This is a genomic window from Pseudomonas sp. R9.37 (genome assembly GCF_963878885.1).
GTDB lineage: Bacteria > Pseudomonadota > Gammaproteobacteria > Pseudomonadales > Pseudomonadaceae > Aquipseudomonas.
The window spans coordinates 145,553-164,722 of record NZ_CAWNZA010000048.1; the positions used below are offsets into that span (position 1 = coordinate 145,553).

16 protein-coding genes are annotated in these 19,170 nt (G+C 60.5%); 5 read left to right on the top strand and 11 right to left on the bottom strand.

Going from position 1 to position 19,170, the window contains the following annotated elements:
• Positions 1–42 precede the first annotated feature (42 nt).
• Positions 43–2,568: a PepSY domain-containing protein gene (locus tag AACU78_RS26740; RefSeq protein ID WP_106578622.1), complete on the bottom strand. Its 2,526-nt coding sequence runs from the start codon at positions 2,566–2,568 to the stop codon at positions 43–45.
• Positions 2,569–2,704: 136 nt separating this feature from the next.
• Complete coding sequence (locus tag AACU78_RS26745) at positions 2,705–4,990, bottom strand: TonB-dependent receptor (RefSeq protein WP_106578623.1); 2,286 nt, start codon at positions 4,988–4,990, stop codon at positions 2,705–2,707.
• 207 nt (positions 4,991–5,197) lie between these two features.
• Here AACU78_RS26745 and AACU78_RS26750 point away from each other — a divergent pair, with 207 nt between their 5' ends.
• A complete protein-coding gene (locus AACU78_RS26750; protein WP_106578624.1) occupies positions 5,198–5,878 on the top strand; it encodes a Fe2+-dependent dioxygenase in 681 nt (226 codons plus the stop codon).
• Position 5,879: 1 nt separating this feature from the next.
• On the top strand, positions 5,880–6,629 hold the full coding sequence (locus tag AACU78_RS26755) for a tetratricopeptide repeat protein (protein ID WP_106578625.1): 750 nt from the start codon (positions 5,880–5,882) through the stop codon (positions 6,627–6,629).
• 49 nt (positions 6,630–6,678) lie between these two features.
• Here the strand turns inward: AACU78_RS26755 and AACU78_RS26760 are convergent, their stop codons facing one another.
• The 5 genes from AACU78_RS26760 to AACU78_RS26780 all read right to left on the bottom strand — a co-directional run bounded on the left by AACU78_RS26760 (position 6,679) and on the right by AACU78_RS26780 (position 12,038).
• A complete protein-coding gene (locus AACU78_RS26760; protein ID WP_053254366.1) occupies positions 6,679–7,842 on the bottom strand; it encodes a type III PLP-dependent enzyme in 1,164 nt (387 codons plus the stop codon).
• A gap of 743 nt (positions 7,843–8,585) precedes the next feature.
• Positions 8,586–9,743: an osmoprotectant ABC transporter ATP-binding protein OsmV gene (locus AACU78_RS26765; RefSeq protein WP_053131666.1), complete on the bottom strand. Its 1,158-nt coding sequence runs from the start codon at positions 9,741–9,743 to the stop codon at positions 8,586–8,588.
• On the bottom strand, positions 9,740–10,393 hold the full coding sequence (locus AACU78_RS26770; protein WP_027604864.1) for an ABC transporter permease: 654 nt from the start codon (positions 10,391–10,393) through the stop codon (positions 9,740–9,742). Before AACU78_RS26770 ends, AACU78_RS26765 begins: the two co-directional genes overlap by 4 nt.
• 11 nt (positions 10,394–10,404) lie before the next feature.
• Positions 10,405–11,301 carry a glycine betaine ABC transporter substrate-binding protein gene (locus AACU78_RS26775; protein ID WP_106578626.1) on the bottom strand — a complete coding sequence of 299 codons (897 nt, stop codon included), beginning with the start codon at positions 11,299–11,301 and terminating at the stop codon, positions 10,405–10,407.
• Between the two features lie 20 nt (positions 11,302–11,321).
• Positions 11,322–12,038 carry an ABC transporter permease gene (locus AACU78_RS26780; RefSeq protein ID WP_025856261.1) on the bottom strand — a complete coding sequence of 239 codons (717 nt, stop codon included), beginning with the start codon at positions 12,036–12,038 and terminating at the stop codon, positions 11,322–11,324.
• A 332-nt stretch (positions 12,039–12,370) separates the two neighbouring features.
• Here AACU78_RS26780 and AACU78_RS26785 point away from each other — a divergent pair, with 332 nt between their 5' ends.
• The 3 genes from AACU78_RS26785 to AACU78_RS26795 all read left to right on the top strand — a co-directional run bounded on the left by AACU78_RS26785 (position 12,371) and on the right by AACU78_RS26795 (position 14,826).
• Positions 12,371–13,954 carry a peptide chain release factor 3 gene (locus AACU78_RS26785; RefSeq protein ID WP_106578627.1) on the top strand — a complete coding sequence of 528 codons (1,584 nt, stop codon included), beginning with the start codon at positions 12,371–12,373 and terminating at the stop codon, positions 13,952–13,954.
• 256 nt (positions 13,955–14,210) lie between these two features.
• Positions 14,211–14,468 carry a hypothetical protein gene (locus AACU78_RS26790; RefSeq protein WP_106578628.1) on the top strand — a complete coding sequence of 86 codons (258 nt, stop codon included), beginning with the start codon at positions 14,211–14,213 and terminating at the stop codon, positions 14,466–14,468.
• 97 nt (positions 14,469–14,565) lie between these two features.
• Positions 14,566–14,826 (top strand): hypothetical protein, encoded by a 261-nt coding sequence (locus AACU78_RS26795; protein WP_106578629.1) that lies wholly within the window; start codon positions 14,566–14,568, stop codon positions 14,824–14,826.
• 82 nt (positions 14,827–14,908) lie between these two features.
• Here AACU78_RS26795 and AACU78_RS26800 read toward each other — a convergent pair whose 3' ends face one another.
• The 4 genes from AACU78_RS26800 to AACU78_RS26815 form a co-directional block, all read right to left on the bottom strand.
• A complete protein-coding gene (locus AACU78_RS26800) occupies positions 14,909–16,045 on the bottom strand; it encodes a hypothetical protein (RefSeq protein ID WP_106578630.1) in 1,137 nt (378 codons plus the stop codon).
• A 253-nt stretch (positions 16,046–16,298) separates the two neighbouring features.
• Positions 16,299–17,270, bottom strand: coding sequence for a peptide ABC transporter ATP-binding protein (locus AACU78_RS26805; protein WP_106578631.1), 972 nt, complete (start codon positions 17,268–17,270; stop codon positions 16,299–16,301).
• Positions 17,270–18,238, bottom strand: a complete 969-nt coding sequence (locus tag AACU78_RS26810) for an ABC transporter ATP-binding protein (RefSeq protein ID WP_106578632.1) — start codon at positions 18,236–18,238, stop codon at positions 17,270–17,272. The genes AACU78_RS26805 and AACU78_RS26810 overlap by 1 nt, the downstream gene beginning before the upstream one ends.
• Before the next feature lie 10 nt (positions 18,239–18,248).
• Positions 18,249–19,160 (bottom strand): ABC transporter permease subunit, encoded by a 912-nt coding sequence (locus AACU78_RS26815; protein WP_106578633.1) that lies wholly within the window; start codon positions 19,158–19,160, stop codon positions 18,249–18,251.
• Positions 19,161–19,170 lie beyond the last annotated feature (10 nt).

Consider the following 19,170-nt stretch of genomic DNA (forward strand, 5'->3'; position numbering starts at 1 on the left):
CAAGCCAGCTCCCACATTTTGATCCTCGGTGTTTATGAGGGCTTAGTACACATCCCGGCGATAGCGCCCTTGCTCGATCAGGCGCTCGACTGCTTCGCTGCCCAGCACCTCATGCAGCACCTGGTCCACGCCCGTCGCCATGCCCTGCAAACTGCCACAGACATAAATGGCCGCGCCGTCTGCCAGCCATCGACGCAGCACGTCCGCCGACTCGCGCAGGCGATCCTGTACGTAGATTTTTTCTGGCTGGTCGCGTGAAAACGCGAGGTCCAGCAGGGCCAGATCGCCGCTGGCCAGCCAGCCTTGCAGCTCGTCCTGGCACAGGTAGTCGTGGGCAATATTGCGCTCGCCAAACAGCAGCCAGTTGCGCTGCTGACCAGCGGCAATGCGCGCCTTGAGCAAGCTGCGCAGGCCGGCAAGGCCGGTGCCGTTGCCCAAAAGGATCAGCGGCACTGGCGCCTCTGGCAGGTGGAAACCACTGTTGCGACGCAGGCGCAGGCTGATGCTTGAGCCGAGGGCGGCGTGTTCGGTCAGCCAGCCGGAACCCAGGCCCAGGCTGCCGTCGGGGTGACGTTCCTGGCGCACGATCAACTCCAGCACGCCGTCGCTGGCAATCGAGGCGATGGAGTATTCGCGCAGGCCCAGGGGCACCAGGGCGTTCACCAGTGCCTGGGCGTGCAGGCCGACCAAGTGCGCGCGGTTGTCCGGCAGTTGGCGGGTGGCCAGGGCTTGGTTGAGGGTTTGCGCAAGGCCGTCGATCAACACGCCGTCGCTGCCGGCCAGGCCCAGGCCGGCGAGGAAGTGTTCGATGGCCCACGGGCAATTGCGCGGCAGTATTTCCACCAGGTCGCCGGCCAGCCAAGTGTGTGGCGAAGGCGGTGTGAGGCCGAGCAAGTAAATGTCCGAGCCGACGCTGTCGCGGTTGAGCAGGGTGCGTCGGGTCAGGGTCCAGTTTTCGTACTGGGCGGTCTGCCAGGCGGATGCCGGCGCATGCCCGGTGAGCTGGCCCAGTTGCTGTTGCCAGGTCAGCAGCGCTTCGGTGTCGCCGCTGTCGACTTCCACAGGCGCGAACAACGGGTTGCCGCCTTGGTGGGTCAGCCAGAAATGCAGGCGCCGGGCAAAGCCGCAGAAGTGTTCGTACTGGCGGTCACCCAGGGCCAGCACCGAGTAGTTAAGGCCTTTGAGCGACAGGTCCTGGCCGAGCACGCTGCGCTCGAAACCACGGGCGCTGTCGGGCGCTTCGCCGTCGCCGAAGGTGCTGACCACAAACAGTGCATGTTCTGACTCACACAGGTCTTGCTGGCTGACACTGCCCAACGGCTGCACCTTCACCGGCAGGCCGGCGGCCTGTAATTGCCCGGCTGTCTGCCATGCAAGCTGTTCGGCAAAGCCGCTTTGGCTGGCAAAGCCGATCAGCCACGCCGGGGCGTCGCTGTGGTTGGCGCCGAGGCCTTTGCGGGCATCGCGGACCTGGCGTTTTTTGCGGCGGCGGTCGAGGTAGAGCAGCCAGCCGGTAATAAAGAACAGCGGCATGCACAGCGCACTGACGGTCAGGATGATGCGGCCTACCAGCCCGAAGTAGCTGCCGGTGTGCAGCGCGTAGACACTGGTGAGCAATTGCGACTTGAAGGTCTTGCTCGCGTAGCGGTCATGGGACTTGACCTCGCCGGTGGCCGGGTCGAGGTTGATCTGGTTCAGCGCGCGGTCGTGCGGGGATGTTTTGAGCAGGTAATACACAATGGCCGGCTGCCCGGCGACGGCCGGCATACGGATGTTGTAGGCGCTCAAGCCGGGGCCGGCGTTGGCGTAGATGCTGCTCCAGATCGCGTCGTAGTTGGCCACGGGCGCCGGGCCTTCGGGCGGCGGGCCGCGCTTGCGCATGCGTTCATTTTGCGGGGCGTCGGAGAGCAGTTTGGTTACGCCCTGGTTGTACCAGTCATACGACCAATACAGGCCGGTGAGCGCGGCCAATAGGTAAAACAGCAGGCACCAGGTGCCGAACACCGAGTGCAGGTCCCAGTTGAAACTGCGGCCCTTTTTGCGCCAGTCCAGCGTCAGCCAGGCGCGCCAGCTTGCCACCTGGCGCGGCCAGCGCAGGTACAGGCCCGACAGGCAGAAGAACACCAGGATCAGTGTGCAGGCACCGGTGATTTGCCGGCCGGTATCGCCAGCCGCCAGGAAGCGGTGCAGCTGCAAGATGAAACCGAACACGTCCTGGCCGACGGCGTCGCCCATGTAGTTGCCGGTGTACGGGTCGAAGTAGCGCATCTGGCCACGCCGCTCGCCCGGTGGCGCGGTGAAGAACACGCGCGCGGCGTTGCCGCTGTCGCTTTCTACCCACAGCATCGACACGGTCTTGCCTTCGGTGGCCTCCAGCTTGCGCACCAGTTCGGCAGGCGGCAGCACGCCGGCTTCGCGTTTTTCGACGCTCAATACGGTCGGATTGAGCGCGCGCAGAATTTCATCCTGAAACGAGACCGCAGCCCCGGTGATCCCCATCAATGCCAGCACCAGCCCGGCGGTAATGCCGAAGAACCAGTGCAACTGGAACAGGGTTTTCTTCAACACGTCGGACCGCCTCGCTCATCTGGATATATAAGTCACGGCGCGCATTATGCCGTGGGCTAACGAGAAATATTCTGTTTTACACGCAAAAGCCCCACGCATCCGATGCGTGGGGCTTTGGGCCAGAAGTGGGCCGCGTTTAGAAGTGGAAACTGGTGGTCAACAACGCCGTACGACCGGCCGCCTGGTTGGCGAAGTGCGCCGCGTAAGCTTTGTCGTAGTAGGTCTTGTCGGTCAGGTTTTGCACGTTCAGTTGCAGGTCGACGTTCTTGGTCAGCTTGTAGCTGGCCATGGCGTCGTAGCGCGTGTACGACGGCACGTAAACGGTGTTGGCCGCGTCGCCGTAAACCTGGTCGACGTAGAACGCGCCGCCGCCGATGGTCAGCTTTGGCGTGATGTCATAGGTGGTCCACAGGCTGAAGGTGTTTTTCGGCGTGTTGGGCATTTGGTTGCCCTTGTTGGAACCGGCAGTGACGACACCCTGGCGGTTGCCGTTTTTGCCGGGGTCAACCAGCTCGCTTTTCAGGTAGCTGTAGCCGGCGAACACTTGCCATTGTTCGGTGAGCTTGCCGCTGGCGGACAGTTCGATGCCGTCCACTCGCGATTCGCCCGCGGTTTCGTAGGTGTTGGAGTCCACCAGAATGCGCGTGTTTTTCTTCTCGGTACGGAAGATCGCGCCGGTCAGGGACAGGCGGTTATGGAACAGGTCCCACTTGGTGCCCAGTTCGTAGTTGACGGTTTCTTCGGGTTTCAGGTCGCTGGTGTTGATGCCGGTGACGAAGCCGTTGGTTTCCTGGCCTTCACCGACCATGCCGCCGGCAGGCGATGCCGAGGTGGCGTAGGAGGTGTAGATGCTGCCGTTCTCCAGCGGCTTCCAGACCAGGCCCGCCTGCCAGTTGAAGAACTGGCTGTCGTCCTTGATTTTGCTGCGCCCCGCGGCGGCGTTGGTGTTGGCTTCGGTGTCGAAGGTGTCGTAGCGCAGGCCGAGGTTCAACAGCCATTTCGGGTCCAGCTCAAGGGTATCGAACACGTAGGCGGCGCGGCTGGTGGCCTTGGTGTTGGTGCCGTAGTAGTTACGCGCGACGCTGCCGGTCCAGGCGTCATCCGGCGTCGGGTTGCTCAGCGAGGTGCACTGCCCGCCCAGGCTGCCTTTGGCCACGGTGCAGGTCGGGTTGGCGTTCGGGCTGACTGTGTAGCCGCTGACGCGGGTTTCTTCGCCGGTGAATTCCAGGCCGGTGGAGTACGAGTGCTTCATGCCCGCCAGCTGGAAACTGCCGAACAGGTCGGTTTGGTTGGTGGTGGTGTCGGTGGTCGACACTCGCGTGTTGGCACGGCGCCACACGGTGCCGAAACGGCTGACGTTGCGCTGGCTGTCGTCCGGCTGAGTGAGCACGTAGTCCTGGCCGGTGCTGCCATGGCGAAGGGTGTTTTTCAGCGTCATGTCGTCGTTCAGGTCGTGCTCGATGGAGAACGTGCTGATATCGGCGCGGGTCTTGCGGAAGTCGCGGTCTTTCAAGCCGTAGAAGTTGTTGCTGTCGCCGCCATCGGTGGGTTTGTCGTGCCCGTGGGCAGTGGCGGTCGGCGAGCTGTAGCCGTAGGGAATGCCCGAGTCCGGCAGGTCGTTGCTTTCCATGTGGTAGTAGCTGAAGTTGACGCGCGTCGGCGTGCCTAGGCCGAAGGTCAGCGACGGCGCTACACCCCAACGGTCATAGTCGATGACATCGCGGCCAGCCACGTTCTGTTCGTGGCTCATCAGGTTCAAGCGGAACGCGGCGTTGTCGAGGAACTGGCGGTTCACGTCGAGCACGTAGCGGCGGGTCTGGTCGGAGCCGTAGGTGAAACCACCATTGGTGAAGTCGCGCGCCTGTGGCGTTTTACTCACCAGGTTGATGCTGCCGCCAGCCGAACCCCGACCGCCAAACGAGGAGTTCGGGCCTTTGCTGACTTCAATCGATTCGATGTCGAAGATCTCGCGGCTCTGGCCGCCGGTGTCGCGCACGCCGTCCAGGTAAGTGTCGCCCTGGGCATCAAAACCGCGAATGAACGGACGGTCGCCCTGAGGGTTACCGCCTTCACCGGCACCGAAAGTAATGCCCGGTACAGTGCGCAAGGCGTCCTGCAACGAGGTGGCGGCGGTGTCCTTGAGCACTTGTTGCGGCACCACGGTCACCGAGCGCGGGGTGTCTACCAGTGGCGCGGTGTACTTTTGCGAAGCGGCTTTTTCCACCTGGTAGGACGTGTTGTCCTGCTCCTGGCCGGTAATGCTGGTGGCGCCCAGGGAGATGCTGTTGCGCTCGCCTTTGTGTTCGGTGCTTTCGGCCGCTTGTGCCAATTGGGCGGCAGAGCTGGCGCTGAGTGCGACGCCGATGGCCGAAGCCAGCATGCGTGGTGAACTGGCTGGTGTTTTTAGCAGTGTGCGCGACATTGACGTGTCCCTTCCCCAAGGTTGTAAGGCCGCGGAATATAGGATCAACAAGAGTTTCTATCAATTGCGATACATTACTATTCGCACTGAATTTACATTCTTTACACTTTTTGCTTACGGTTTTTACGAACTCGTTCGTCTCCCGCGTTTTACAGGGCGGATAAGAATCAATACCATTGGCGCCTCTCTGCCTTCAGGTACCGCCCCATGCTGCTGCACATTCCCGGCCTGTTCTCTCGCGAGGAGGTGCTGCGCATTCGCCAAGCCTTGGAAAACACCGAGTGGGCCGACGGTAAAATCACCGCCGGGCATCAGTCCGCCAAAGCCAAACACAACCTGCAATTGCCCGAGGGCCACCCGCTGGCCAAGGAAATTGGCGCGGCGATGCTCGAGCGTTTGTGGAAAAACCCGCTGTTTATGTCAGCGGCGTTACCGCACAAGGTCTTCCCGCCTTTGCTCAATTGCTACACGGCCGGTGGCAGTTTCGACTTCCACATCGACAACGCCGTGCGCCAGGCGCGGGGCAGCCATGAACGGGTTCGGACCGATCTGTCGTCCACGCTGTTTTTCAGTGATCCGGATGAATACGACGGTGGCGAGCTGGAGATCCAGGACACCTTTGGTCTGCAGCGGGTCAAATTGCCGGCCGGCGACATGGTGCTGTACCCAGGTTCGAGCCTGCACAAAGTCAACGCCGTAACCCGTGGCGCGCGTTACGCTTCGTTCTTCTGGACCCAAAGCCTGGTGCGTGAAGACAGCCAGCGCACCTTGCTGTTCGAGATGGACGGCGCCATTCAGCAACTGACCCGCGATGTTCCTGACCATCCAGCGCTGATCCAGCTCACCGGTACCTACCACAACCTGTTGCGCCGCTGGGTCGAGGTCTGACGTGGGCTTTTTATTGCGCCGTGAAGAAGTGCTCAACGTCGAACAACTGCAGAGCATGCTCGACGATTCCCCGGTGCGCGCCGCCCAGGCGATTTTGATGGCAGCCAAGGCGGGCGTGATTGATGCCCAGGCCTTGCTGGGACAAATCCTGCTGGAAGGGCGCGGCATTGCGCGCGATCAAGCGCTGGCGCTGCGCTGGTTCCGGATCGCCGCCAACGGCGGGCAGTTGATGGCACGCAATATGGCCGGGCGTTGCCTGGAACATGGCTGGGGCTGCGCCGTAGATGAGGTGGCAGCTGCGCGGGAGTATCGCCTGGCGGCAGAGGCCGGGTTGGATTGGGGCCAATACAACTATGCCAACCTGCTGGCCACCGGTCGTGGTGTCGACGAAAACCGACCGCAAGCGCTGGGCTTTTATCGGCTGGCTGCAGAGCAGGGCCACGCCAAGTCGATGAACCTTGTGGGGCGTTATTTGGAAGACGGCCACTATTGCCCGAGGGATTTTGAGGCGGCTGTCGAGTGGTATCGGCGCTCAGCCGAAGGCGGGGATTTTCGCGGGCAGTTCAGTTATGCCGCGATATTGGCTGACCGAGGCCGAATCGACGAGGCATTGGCGTGGCTGCGCAAGGCGCTGGCGGGCGGCAATCTGAAGTTTTTGCGAACGGCCCACGCTGCGTTGGCCGCAGCCACTCACCCACAGGTTCGTGCAATGGCCGAGGCCTACCAACAGCGCGCCGCGAGCCTTTGCTGACCGATAAAAAAACCCATGACATGTCATGGGTTTTTTGTGTGCGAATTGCTTACACGTAGTAAGACTTCAACGGTGGGAAGCCATTGAATTCCACGGCGCTGTAGCTGGTGGTGTACGCACCGGTCGACAGCCAGTACAAACGGTCACCAATCGCCAGGTTCAGTGGCAGGCCGTACTTGTAGTTCTCGTACATGATGTCGGCGCTGTCGCAGGTAGGGCCGGCGATGACCACTTCTTCCATCTCGCCTTTCTTCTCGGTCCAGATCGGAAACTTGATGGCTTCGTCCATGGTTTCGATCAGGCCGGAGAATTTGCCCACGTCGGTGTATACCCAACGCTCGACGGCGGTGCGGGATTTACGCGCAACCAACACCACTTCGCTGACCAGGATGCCGGCGTTGGCGATCAACGAACGGCCCGGTTCCAGGATGATTTCCGGCAGGTCGTCGCCGAAATCTTCCTTGAGGAAGCGGATGATTTCTTCGGCGTAGGTTTCCAGGCTGTTGGTGCGGGTGATGTAGTTGGCCGGGAAGCCACCGCCCATGTTGATCAGCTTGAGGTGGATGCCGTCTTCTTCCTTGAGGCGTTCGAAGATCACTTTGACCTTGGCAATCGCCGCGTCCCACACGCTGATGTCGCGCTGCTGCGAGCCAACGTGGAAAGAGATGCCGTATGGCACCAGGCCCAGGTCGCGGGCGAGGATCAGCAGGTCCATGGCCATGTCGGTCTGGCAGCCGAATTTGCGCGACAAAGGCCAGTCAGCCGTGGTCGAGCCTTCGGTGAGGATACGCACATAGACTTTCGAGCCCGGCGCGGCCTTGGCGATGTTGCGCAGGTCGGCTTCGGAGTCGGTGGAGAACAGACGCACGCCTTTCTCGTAGAAGTAGCGAATGTCCTTGGATTTTTTGATGGTGTTGCCGTAGCTGATACGGTCGGGGCTGACGCCACGGTCCATGACCTTGTCCAGCTCGTAGATCGAGGCGATGTCGAAGCTCGAACCCTTGTCTTTCAACAGGTCGATGATCTCGACGGCAGGGTTGGCCTTGACCGCGTAATAGACTTTGGCGAACTCGAAACCGGCGCGCAGGTCATCGTAGGCCTGGCTGATCATCGCGGTGTCGATCACCACGAACGGGGTTTCTTGCTTGTCGGCGAACGCCTTCATTTTGTCAAAAGTGGCGCGCGCGAAATAATCTTCGACGTTGATCGACATGCTGGGAACTCCTAAGGGCAAACTAATTTGATCAATGGGTGCGAGGGTGTGTCATCAATGAATTCGCGAGTGCGTTGCGCCTGAGCGCGTGCCAGGCAAGGCGCAGGCCGCAGCTAATGGCCATTCCCTTCGCAAGGCCTGCAACGCAGCATGGCGCGCGCTCAGGCACAACCCGAAGGGCCGGGCCTGCTTTTGCGCAGGGCTGCGTTACTCGGACCTCATTTGGAACAACCAAACTTCGGTCCTCGCGCCTTGCCCTGCGCAAAAGCAGGCGCCGGCGCACTCGTGAATTCATTGATGACACACCCTCCTGAACGTCCTCCGTATCCCCACTTTGGTTCGCCTACTTCCCAAGGCATGTCGCCGAAAGCAAAAAGGCCATGGGAATAAACGCTTCCCTTGGCCTTGCTGTCTCGTCGTCAGTACTTGAGCCGGATGGATCGTTTCCAGCATGGACGTTCGGCGCGAACTTTAGGACGTGAGGGGCCATAGATCAACTAAAAATGTCGCGTTTTTGCACGCGTTCGTCGCAGGACCGCGTGCAGCTACTTATGTAACCGACCGGTGTGACGGATTGATGTTCCCCGGGAGGGCCAAGTCGGTGGGATTTCCCTGACTCACCAACGAGCAAATGTGGGAGGGGGCTTGCCCCCGATAGGGGTGGATCAGTGACTGATGAAGTGACTGACACACCGTCATCGGGGGCAAGCCCCCTCCCACATGTTGACCTGAGTTGTTTCAGATCAGGCCAAGGCTGTCTCAGCCGGCGAAACAATACTGGTTTTGCCCCCACGCGACTTACCGGAACTCAAGTACTCGGCAATCGACTCCTGAGTCACTTCACCGAGGAACACGCGCTCCGCGTCCATCACCGGCAACCACGAGCGGTTGAACTCGTACATGCGCGACAACAGGATGCGCAGGTGCTCGTCGTACGCCGCCGTGGCGTTGAACTCGCGCAGGTACTGGCCGCACGTACCGGTCTGACGGTGCAGGTCGCGACGTCGTACATAACCCAGCGCCTTGTTCTCGGCACAGGTGACCACCACGTAGCGACGGTCCGTTTCGTCCATCAGCTCCAGCGCCTCGGCCACCGGGGTTTCCGGGCTCACCGACGGGGCGTTGTCCGCCGCGTCTTCGGCTTTCACCAGCAGCAGGCGCTTGAGGGTGCTGTCCTGGCCGACGAAGTTGCTCACGAACTCGTCAGCCGGATGCGCCAGCAGCGTGTCCGGGTGGTCGATCTGCAGCAGCTTGCCAGCACGGAAGATCGCGATCTTGTCGCCCAGCTTGATCGCTTCGTCGATGTCGTGGCTGACCATGATCACGGTCTTGTTCAGCGCGCGCTGCATCTCGAAGAATTCGTTCTGGATCATCTCGCGGTTGATCGGGTCGACCGCGCCGAACGGCTCGTCCATCAGCAGCAGCGGTGCATCGGCCGCCAGGGCACGGATCACGCCGATGCGCTGTTGCTGGCCGCCCGACAGTTCACGCGGGTAGCGATGCAGGTATTGCTTGGGTTCCAGCTTGATCATGCTCATCAACTCGCGGGCGCGGTCGTGGCATTTCTGCTTGTCCCAGCCGAGCAGCTTGGGCACCACCACGATGTTTTCCTCGATGGTCATGTTCGGGAACAGGCCGATCTGCTGGATCACGTAACCGATGTTGCGACGCAAGGTCACCTCATCCAGGTCGGTGGTGTCTTCGCCGTTGATCAGGATCTTGCCCGAGGTGGGCTTGATCAGGCGGTTGATCATTTTCAGCGTGGTGCTTTTGCCGCAACCCGAGGGGCCGAGGAACACGCAAATCTCGCCTTCATTGACGGTCAGGCTTACGTCGTTCACGGCAGATACGGTTTTGCCGTTGCTTTGAAAAGTCTTGGTCAGGTTTTGAAGTTCGATCATTTGAGCAGTCCTTTTGGAGTCAGCGAGCGTTGCAGCCATTGCAGAAGCAGGTCGGCGAAGATGGCCAGAAGACTGACCAGCACGGCGCCAACGATCAGCATCGACATGTCGCTGCGGCTGATGGAAGCCAGAATAAGTACACCCAGACCACCAGCGCCGATGGTGGCGGCAATGGTCATCACGCCAATGTTCATCACCACGGCGGTGCGCACACCGGCGAGGATCACGGGCACGGCGATGGGCAGTTCAACCATGCGCAGGCGCTGGCCGAAGGTCATGCCGATGCCTTTGGCGGCTTCGCGAATGCCCGGTTCCACGCCCGTCAGGGCCAGGTAGGTGTTACGCATGATCGGCAGCAGCGAGTAGAGGAACACCGCGGTGATCGCCGGCATTGGCCCCAGGCCCTGGCCGAACTTGGAGTAGAAGGGCAGCAGCAGGCCGAACAGCGCGATCGACGGCACGGTCAGCAGCACGGTGGCGCTGGCTTGCAGCGGGCCGGCCAGGGTCGGGAAGCGCGTCATCAGCACGCCCAGCGGCACGCCCACGACGATTGCCAGAATGACGGCAATGCCGACCAGGGTGATGTGCTGCCAGGTCAGGTGCAGGACCTGGGCCCAATCAAGATGGGAAAAGGCGTTCAGAAATTCCATGTCTTCTCCTCTTATTGGCTGATGGGATGTTGGCGCAGGAAGTCTGCGGCCACGGCGGACGGGCTTTCATGGTCCACGTCGACCCGCGCGTTCAGCTGGCGCATGGTTGCGTCGTCGAACAGCGCGGCCAGTGGTTTCAGGTCGGCGGCCAGTTCAGGGTGAGCGTCGAGATAATCCTGACGCACCACCGGCGCGGCGGTGTAGTCCGGGAAGTAGTGTTTGTCGTCTTCCAGCAGCTTCAATTTGAAGGCGTTCAGGCGACCGTCGGTGGTGTAGACCAACCCGGCAAACACCTGGCCATTACGCAGCGCGGTGTAGACCAGGCCGGCGTCCATCTGCCGGGTGTTTTTGCGCGTGAGGTTCATGTCATACAGCTTGACCATGCCGGCCATGCCGTCGGAACGGTTGGCGAACTCGGTGTCCAGGGCCACCAGGCGCGTGCCTTTGGTTTTCTCGGCCAGGGCTTGGGTCAAGTCGCTGATGCTGTTGATCTGCGGGAATTCCTTGGCCACGTTTTCCGGCAACGCCAATGCGTAGGTGTTGCTGAATTTCGACGGGGAGAGCCAGACCAGGCCTTTTTTCGCATCGAGTTCTTTAACTCGGGCGTAGGACTGTTCGCTGTCGAGCTTCTCGTCCACATGGTTGTAGGCCACCAGCGACACGCCGGTGTATTCCCAGATCAGGTCCAGTTGCCCGCTTTCCTGGGCACTGCGCGCCAGGTTGCTGCCCAGGCCGCCGGTCACGCGGGTGTCGTAACCCTTGGTGCGCAGGTACTGGGAGGTGATTTCGGCGAGCAGCGTCTGTTCAGTGAACACGCGGGCGCCGATGCGGATGACGGGTTTTTCGGCGGCTTGCGCAACACCTGCCAACAGCAGGACGCAGCCTAATATCAAGCTTAACTTTTTCATGTCGATTCCTTTGCCAAGCCTTAAGACGGACGCAACCCGCGTTCCAGCCAGAGGCGGCTGGCCATGGTCACCAGACCGTCAAGCAGCAACGCCAGCAGCGCGGTGCACGCGGCGCCGAGCAGCAATTGCGGCTGATTGTTCAGGGCGATGCCGGGGAAGATCAGGCTGCCAAGGCTGTTGGCACCAATCAGGAACGCCAGCGGTGCGGTGCCGACGTTGATCGCCAGGGCCACGCGCACACCGCCGATGATGATCGGCACGGCGTTGGGCAATTCCACGCGAAACAGCACCTGGCGCGGCGTCATGCCGATGCCGGTGGCGGCCTCTTTCAACGAGCCTTGAACGTTTTTGAGGCCTTCGTAGGTGTTGCGCACAATGGGCAGCAACGAGGCGAGGAACAACGCGAAGATGGCCGGGCCACTGCCGATGCCGAGGACGCCGAGGGCGATGGCCAGTACGGCCAGGGGCGGGACGGTGTTGCCGATGTTGAAGATCTGCATGAAGCGTTCTGCGCGCCCGACCATGTTCGGTCGGCTGAGCAGGATACCGGCGGGGATGCCTACAACGAGGGCGGCCAGCATGGAGACAAGAACGAGGATCAGGTGTGCTTGCAGGTAAAACAACAAATCGTCGCGGTACAGTTCGATCGTGTTGATGCCGATCCAGTGGACCAGCAGGGCCAGGAGAGCGACGACAACCGCTCCTCCTATCAGCCCTTTGCCATAGCGAATAGCCACAGGCGGACTCCTTTTTTTCTTCTGTCGGCGTCCACATTTCCGAGCGGCAATGCCATTCCTGGCTGTCGGCGAATGTGGTCGCGAAATGCAGCTTGCCAATGCCGGTTAGACGACATGAGGTCAAGCCATGAGCGCAGCCTCGTCAGGCTAACTTGCTGATTTTTCAGCCCCTGGTACGAGTGCGATAGCAGGGGAGTGGACGTCTCGACCTTTTAAAAGGTTCCACACTTGGCAGCATTTAGCCACCCCCAATCGGGTGAACGGTGGTCTGGCTCCCTGGGTTTGCGCTATACTCGCCGCCCTTTTTTGACTCACCTGCCAGGCGATTTCCCATGACCCACCAGGCCGCCGAAGTCGCGAAACGCCGCACTTTCGCCATTATTTCCCACCCCGATGCCGGTAAAACCACCATCACCGAGAAGCTCCTGCTGATGGGCAAGGCAATCGCAGTGGCCGGCACGGTGAAATCCCGCAAATCGGACCGCCATGCCACCTCCGACTGGATGGAAATGGAAAAACAACGGGGTATTTCCATTACCACGTCGGTCATGCAGTTCCCGTATCGCGACCACATGGTCAACCTGCTCGACACCCCGGGCCACGAAGACTTCTCCGAAGATACCTACCGCACCCTGACGGCGGTGGACTCGGCCTTGATGGTCCTCGACGGCGGTAAGGGCGTTGAGCCACGTACCATCGCGCTGATGGACGTTTGCCGCCTGCGAGACACGCCGATCGTCAGCTTCATCAACAAACTCGACCGCGATATTCGTGACCCGATCGAATTGCTCGATGAAATCGAAGCCGTCCTGAAGATCAAGGCTGCGCCGATCACCTGGCCAATCGGTTGCTACCGCGACTTCAAGGGTGTGTACCACCTGGCCGACGACTACATCATTGTCTACACCGCCGGCCACGGCCACGAGCGCACCGACGTCAAGATCATCGAGAAGCTCGACTCCGACGAAGCCCGCGCCCACCTGGGTGACGAGTACGACCGCTTCGTCGATCAACTGGAACTGGTGCAGGGCGCCTGCCATGCGTTCAACCAGCAGGAATTCCTCGACGGCCAACTGACGCCGGTGTTCTTCGGTACGGCGTTGGGCAACTTCGGTGTCGACCACGTACTCGACGCCGTCGTGAACTGGGCGCCGAAACCTCTGGCCCGGGTTGCCAATGAGCGCACGGTGGAACCGGTTGAAGAAAAATTCACCGGCTTTGTGTTCAAGATCCAGGCGAACATGGACCCCAAGCACCGCGACCGTATCGCCTTCATGCGTATCTGCTCCGGCAAATACGAAAAAGGCATGAAGATGCGCCACGTGCGCACCGGCAAGGACCTGCGCATCGGCGATGCCCTGACGTTCTTCTCCTCCGAGCGTGAACAGCTCGAAGAAGCCTACGCCGGCGACATCATTGGCTTGCATAACCACGGCACCATCCAGATCGGTGACACCTTCACCGAGGGCGAAGTGCTGGGCTTCACCGGTATCCCGCACTTCGCCCCGGAACTGTTCCGCCGCGTACGCCTGCGCGACCCGCTCAAATCCAAGCAGCTGCGCCAGGGCCTGCAGCAACTGGCGGAAGAGGGCGCCACCCAGGTGTTCTTCCCCGAGCGCAGCAACGACATCATCCTCGGCGCCGTCGGCGTGCTGCAGTTCGATGTGGTCGCCAGCCGCCTGAAAGAGGAATACAAGGTCGAATGCTCCTACGAGCCAATCACCGTGTACTCCGCGCGCTGGATCGATTGCAGCGATAAGAAGAAGCTGGAAGAGTTCTCCAACAAGGCTGTGGAAAACCTGGCAGTGGACGGCGGTGGTCACCTGACCTACCTGGCCCCGACCCGGGTGAACCTGGCGTTGATGGAAGAGCGCTGGCCGGATGTGAAATTCCGCGCGACCCGTGAGCACCATTAAGGTCTGAGCGGTACAAAAAGGGCGAAGCTGTCATGGCTTCGCCCTTTTTTGTGGGCGCCGATATTCTAAGTGTGGGAGCGGGCTTGCTCGCGAATGCGGTGTATCAGTCAACATATTCAGTGACTGACACTCCGCATTCGCGAGCAAGCCCGCTCCCACATTTTGATCTCCACAAGGCGATGAATTGGCGAGATATCCGCATCCGGTCTAGCGTTTCAAATAATTCACCCATTCACCGACGGATCTGGAGGCTACCTTGCGTATAACTCAACGGGCTATCTGGTTGGTGCTTTTTGGCACCCTGGGTGTGTCCACCGCCTTGGCATGCACCTCGGCGCTGGCCGACACCGGCACGCCCCAATGGAAAGACACCGGCCCGGTGACCAAGAAAAAGCAGAACGAGGTCAACTCCGGCAGTTGGCAACCCCAAGCCCAGCCCGCGCCCAAGGAGGATGCGGAAAACCCCTATAACGAAGGCGAGGACAGCGACACCTACGACGATGGCGATACCTGAAGCCTGGCGCAAACCCGGCATTGGGACTAGCTTCTAACCTGGCGACGGTAAAACGCTGTCGTGCAGGATTCATCTACTGACTGGACGGAAATCGACCATGAGTATTTTTCAACGTGTAGTGCTGTTGATAAAAGTGCTGGTGCTGTTGTCGTTGGGGATGTCGACGGCCTGGGCGCATAACCCGGTGCAGGGCAGTCAGACGGGCTTTTCGGCGGTGCAGACAGCGCAGGGCAAGGGACTGCAACTGGCCAAGTCGGAAGCCGAGCCAGGCGATGAGGACCAAGGCGGTTCCAAGGATGATGACGACCAGCAAGCCCCGGATGACGATGATAGCGATCAAGGTGACAGCGATACCTGATCGGCCTGAAGCACAGTCCCACCCGTCAGGTATGCACCGCCTGACGGGAGGGCTGTATACCGTTAAACCCGCTCCCTTTGAATCATGCGATGTCGTTGAAGTAGTCGCTGTTCACTATCTTGTCTATTGAAAGTCCCTGTCCTGGCAGGTAATCGGTACTGCTCGCTGCGGTGAATTTCATATCACTGCTGCCCTTGGTAATGCTGCGTTCACCGGCGGTGGACGTACGGGTGGTGTAAACCGTATTTCGCATCGCCACGTACCCGCTCAAATCATTATTCATTTTGGTAAGACGGTCATTAATCTGACCGGGCGTGAGGTTGAGTTTCTTTTCCAGGCGCACCCCCCATCGCGTCAGGCAAGTTTCTGCAAAGTGACGAACAATCTCGCCGGGTTCGGCATATACCTTTGCACCCTGGTTTCCGTCGGGGGCTGCATTACCCACCAAGGTCGCGTGGCGCCCGGGCATTGGATAGATATGAACATGGGTGTTTGTATCAAAGGCGGGTACGACACACGCGAATCCGGAGGATCGCTCGTCCCTGGCGTAAAAACCGACGTACTCTTTAACATTGCTGCCGAGCGTTACTCGACTGCTCTGGAAGTTCAAGAGTCCGGGAACCGGGTCAACAGCGAAGATATTGACCGGCACATTCTTCAAGACGCTGTCATTGAGCATGGCATTGGCCAGCATGTGGCAGCTGATCCCGCCGCGGCTCCAACCGATCAGGTTGACGCGCGTGGGAATGATCCCGTCTTTTCGAAACGTCTTGATGATCTGCTCTTGCAACTGCTGCTGCGTTACTTTGCGCGTACCGTAATCGTAAGTGCGCCAATACCAACTGCCGGTGACTTTGACGTCTTCAATTGGAATGCCGGCTTTTTGCAGTTGGGTGTAGTTTTCCTCAGTGAGTTTTTCGCGCTGCCAGGTAAACGTGCCCTTCATGATGTTAACCGCGTGAGCCACATTTTCTTCCCAGCCAGAGCCCAGGGCGGTGCCCTTTAACTGAAGATAATTGCCAGACTCGGAGAACATTTCATCGGCTTGCAAGTTGCCGCTGCCGGGGCCGTCGATAACGATCCATTCGGCAAACTCCTTACTGACGCTTTGAGTGTTTTGCGCCAGCGTGGAAATCAACTCACCGTTCCAATAACTGGCATGAGTATCGTCAAACTTGGTTGAGCCAGTGCCGCAGAAAAAAACAGTGAATGTTGTCATGAGCGATTACCCGTCCATTGGATAAAGGGGGTGAGCTCATAACAATGCAAAAGGCCGTGGCCGGCTACTGTGAGAACTGACAGGCAGTTAGATTGGTTTCGAATACTGAAGGGGATTTGGTGATCAAAAGCGGGTGGTGATCAGCCAAAAAAAGCCCCTCCCAACAGGCTGATGCGCAACCTGATGGGAAGGGCTTGTAGAACACCTGTCATGCCCTGGCGTTATCGCCAGGGCATTTTTGTTGCACGCAGGCTCAGGCCACGAACTGCTCCGCGTAGTGGCAAGCCACTTGGCGGTTATCCAGCGGCCGCAACAGCGGCTCCTCGCTGCTGCAACGCGCTGTCGCGTACGGGCAGCGCTTGTGGAACGCGCAGCCAGATGGCGGGTTCAGCGGGTTGGGCAGTTCGCCGACGATCTTGATCTTCGGCTTGTTCGGGTCCGGGTGGATGGTCGGGGTGGCCGACAGCAGCGCCTGGGTGTACGGGTGCAGCGGACGAGCGTAGATGTCTTCCTTGGGGCCCACTTCCACCGGGCGGCCGAGGTACATCACCATCACGTCGTCGGCAACGTGTTGCACCACTGCCAAGTTGTGGGAAATGAACACGTAGGCGGTGTTGAATTCCTGCTGCAGGTCCATGAACAGGTTAAGTACCTGGGCCTGGATCGACACGTCGAGTGCCGAGGTCGGTTCATCCGCTACCAGCACTTTGGGTTGCAGCATCATGGCGCGTGCCAGGGCAATACGCTGGCGCTGGCCACCGGAGAACATGTGCGGGTAGCGCTGATAATGCTCAGGGCGCAGGCCCACTTGCTTCATCATCGCCTGCACTTTCTCGCGGCGTTCGGCGGCGGACAGGTTGGTATTGATCAGCAGCGGCTCGCCGAGCTGGTCACCGACCTTCTGGCGCGGGTTCAACGAGGCGTACGGGCTTTGGAACACCATCTGCACGTCTTTGCGCAATTGCTTGCGCTGGGCCTTGTCGGCGCCGGCCACTTCCTGGCCAGCGATTTTCAACGAGCCGGACGACGGCTCTTCGATCAGCGTCAGCGCGCGGGCCAGGGTGGATTTGCCGCAACCCGACTCGCCTACCACGGCGAGGGTCTTGCCGGCTTCCAGTTCAAACGACACACCATTAAGCGCGCGTACCAGTGCATGGCCCTTGAACAGGCCACGGGACACTTCGTAGTGACGGGTGAGGTCGCGGGCGGTAAGAACGACGGCCATTACGCCACCTCCTGGTTCAAGGGGTAGAAGCAGCGCGCGAGGCTGTTGCTTTTCGGGTCAAGGCCGGGGCGCTGGGCACGGCAGGATTCCTGCACGTATGGGCAGCGTGGCGACAGCAGGCAACCCTGCGGGCGGTCATAACGACCGGGCACGATACCCGGCAGCGTGGCCAGGCGCGTGGCGCCCAGGCTGTGCTCGGGGATCGCCTTGAGCAGCGCTTCGCTGTACGGGTGCGCCGGGATGTCGAACAGTTGCGGCACCTGGCCGACTTCCACGGCCTGGCCGGCGTACATCACGCACACGCGCTGTGCGGTTTCAGCCACCACGGCCAGGTCGTGGGTGATCAGCACCAGGCCCATGTTCTGCTCTTTCTGCAGGGCCAGCAGCAGCTCCATGATCTGCGCCTGAATGGTCACGTCCAGCGCAGTGGTCGGTTCGTCAGCGATCAGCAGTTTCGGCTCGCCGGCAATTGCCATGGCGATTGCGACACGCTGGCTCATACCACCGGACAGTTGGTGCGGGTAGGCATCCATACGGCTGGCCGCGCCCGGAATTTCCACTTTTTCGAGCAGTTCGATCGCACGTTTGCGCGCTTGCTTGCCGGACATTTTCAGGTGCAGGCGCAGCACTTCTTCGATCTGGAAACCCACGGTGTAGCTGGGGTTCAGCGCGGTCATCGGGTCCTGGAACACCATCGCCAGGTCTTTGCCGACGATTTGGCGGCGCTGACGGTTGCTCAGCTTGAGCATGTCTTTGCCATCAAAGTTCAGGGCGTCGGCGGTGACGATGCCGGGGTGCTCGATCAGGCCCATCAGCGCCATCATGGTCACGGATTTACCCGAGCCCGACTCGCCAACGATCGCCAGTACTTCGCCTTTGTCGACCGAAATGTCGAGGCCATCGACCACCGGCACGGCGGTCGCGTCGCCGAAGCGTACGTTGAGATTCTTGATTTCTAACAGTGACATGGGAATCTCCTCAGGCGGCGTTCTTGAGTTTCGGGTCCAGCGCATCGCGCAGGCCGTCACCCATCAAGTTGATTGCCAGCACGCTGAGCAAAATGGTCAAACCCGGCAGGCTCACGACCCACCAGGCGCGTTCGATGTAGTCACGGGCCGAAGCCAGCATGGTGCCCCACTCAGGGGTTGGCGGTTGTACGCCAAGGCCAAGGAAGCCCAGGGCCGCGGCATCGAGAATCGCCGAGGAGAAGCTCAAGGTCGCCTGTACGATCAGCGGCGCCATGCAGTTGGGCAGCACGGTGATGAACATCAGGCGTGGCAGGCCGGCGCCAGCGAGGCGGGCGGCCGTCACGTAGTCGCGGTTCAGTTCGCCCATCACCGCAGCACGGGTCAGACGCACATATGAGGGCAGCGACACGATCGCAATGGCGATCACGGTGTTGATCAGGCCAGGGCCGAGGATTGCGACAATGGCGACAGCCAGCAGCAGCGACGGCAGGGCCAGCATGATGTCCATCAAGCGCATGATGGTTGGGCCGAGCATGCGCGGGAAGAACCCGGCGAACAGGCCCAGCAGGATGCCCGGGATCAGCGACATCACGACCGACGACAAGCCGATCAGCAAGGACAGGCGCGAACCCTGGATCAGGCGCGAGAGCAGGTCACGGCCCAGTTCGTCGGTGCCGAGCAGGAACTGCATCTGCCCGCCTTCCAGCCAGGCTGGAGGGGTGAGCAGGAAGTCGCGGTATTGCTCGCTAGGGTTATGCGGCGCAACCCAAGGGGCGAAGATCGCGCAAAACACCACCAGCAACATGAACAGCAGGCCGGCAACGGCGCCTTTGTTCTTGGAAAAGGCTTGCCAGAATTCTTTGTACGGGGACGGGTACAGCAGGCTTTGATCGACTGCTACCGCGGAAGTAGGTGTGGTCATGGTCATGATC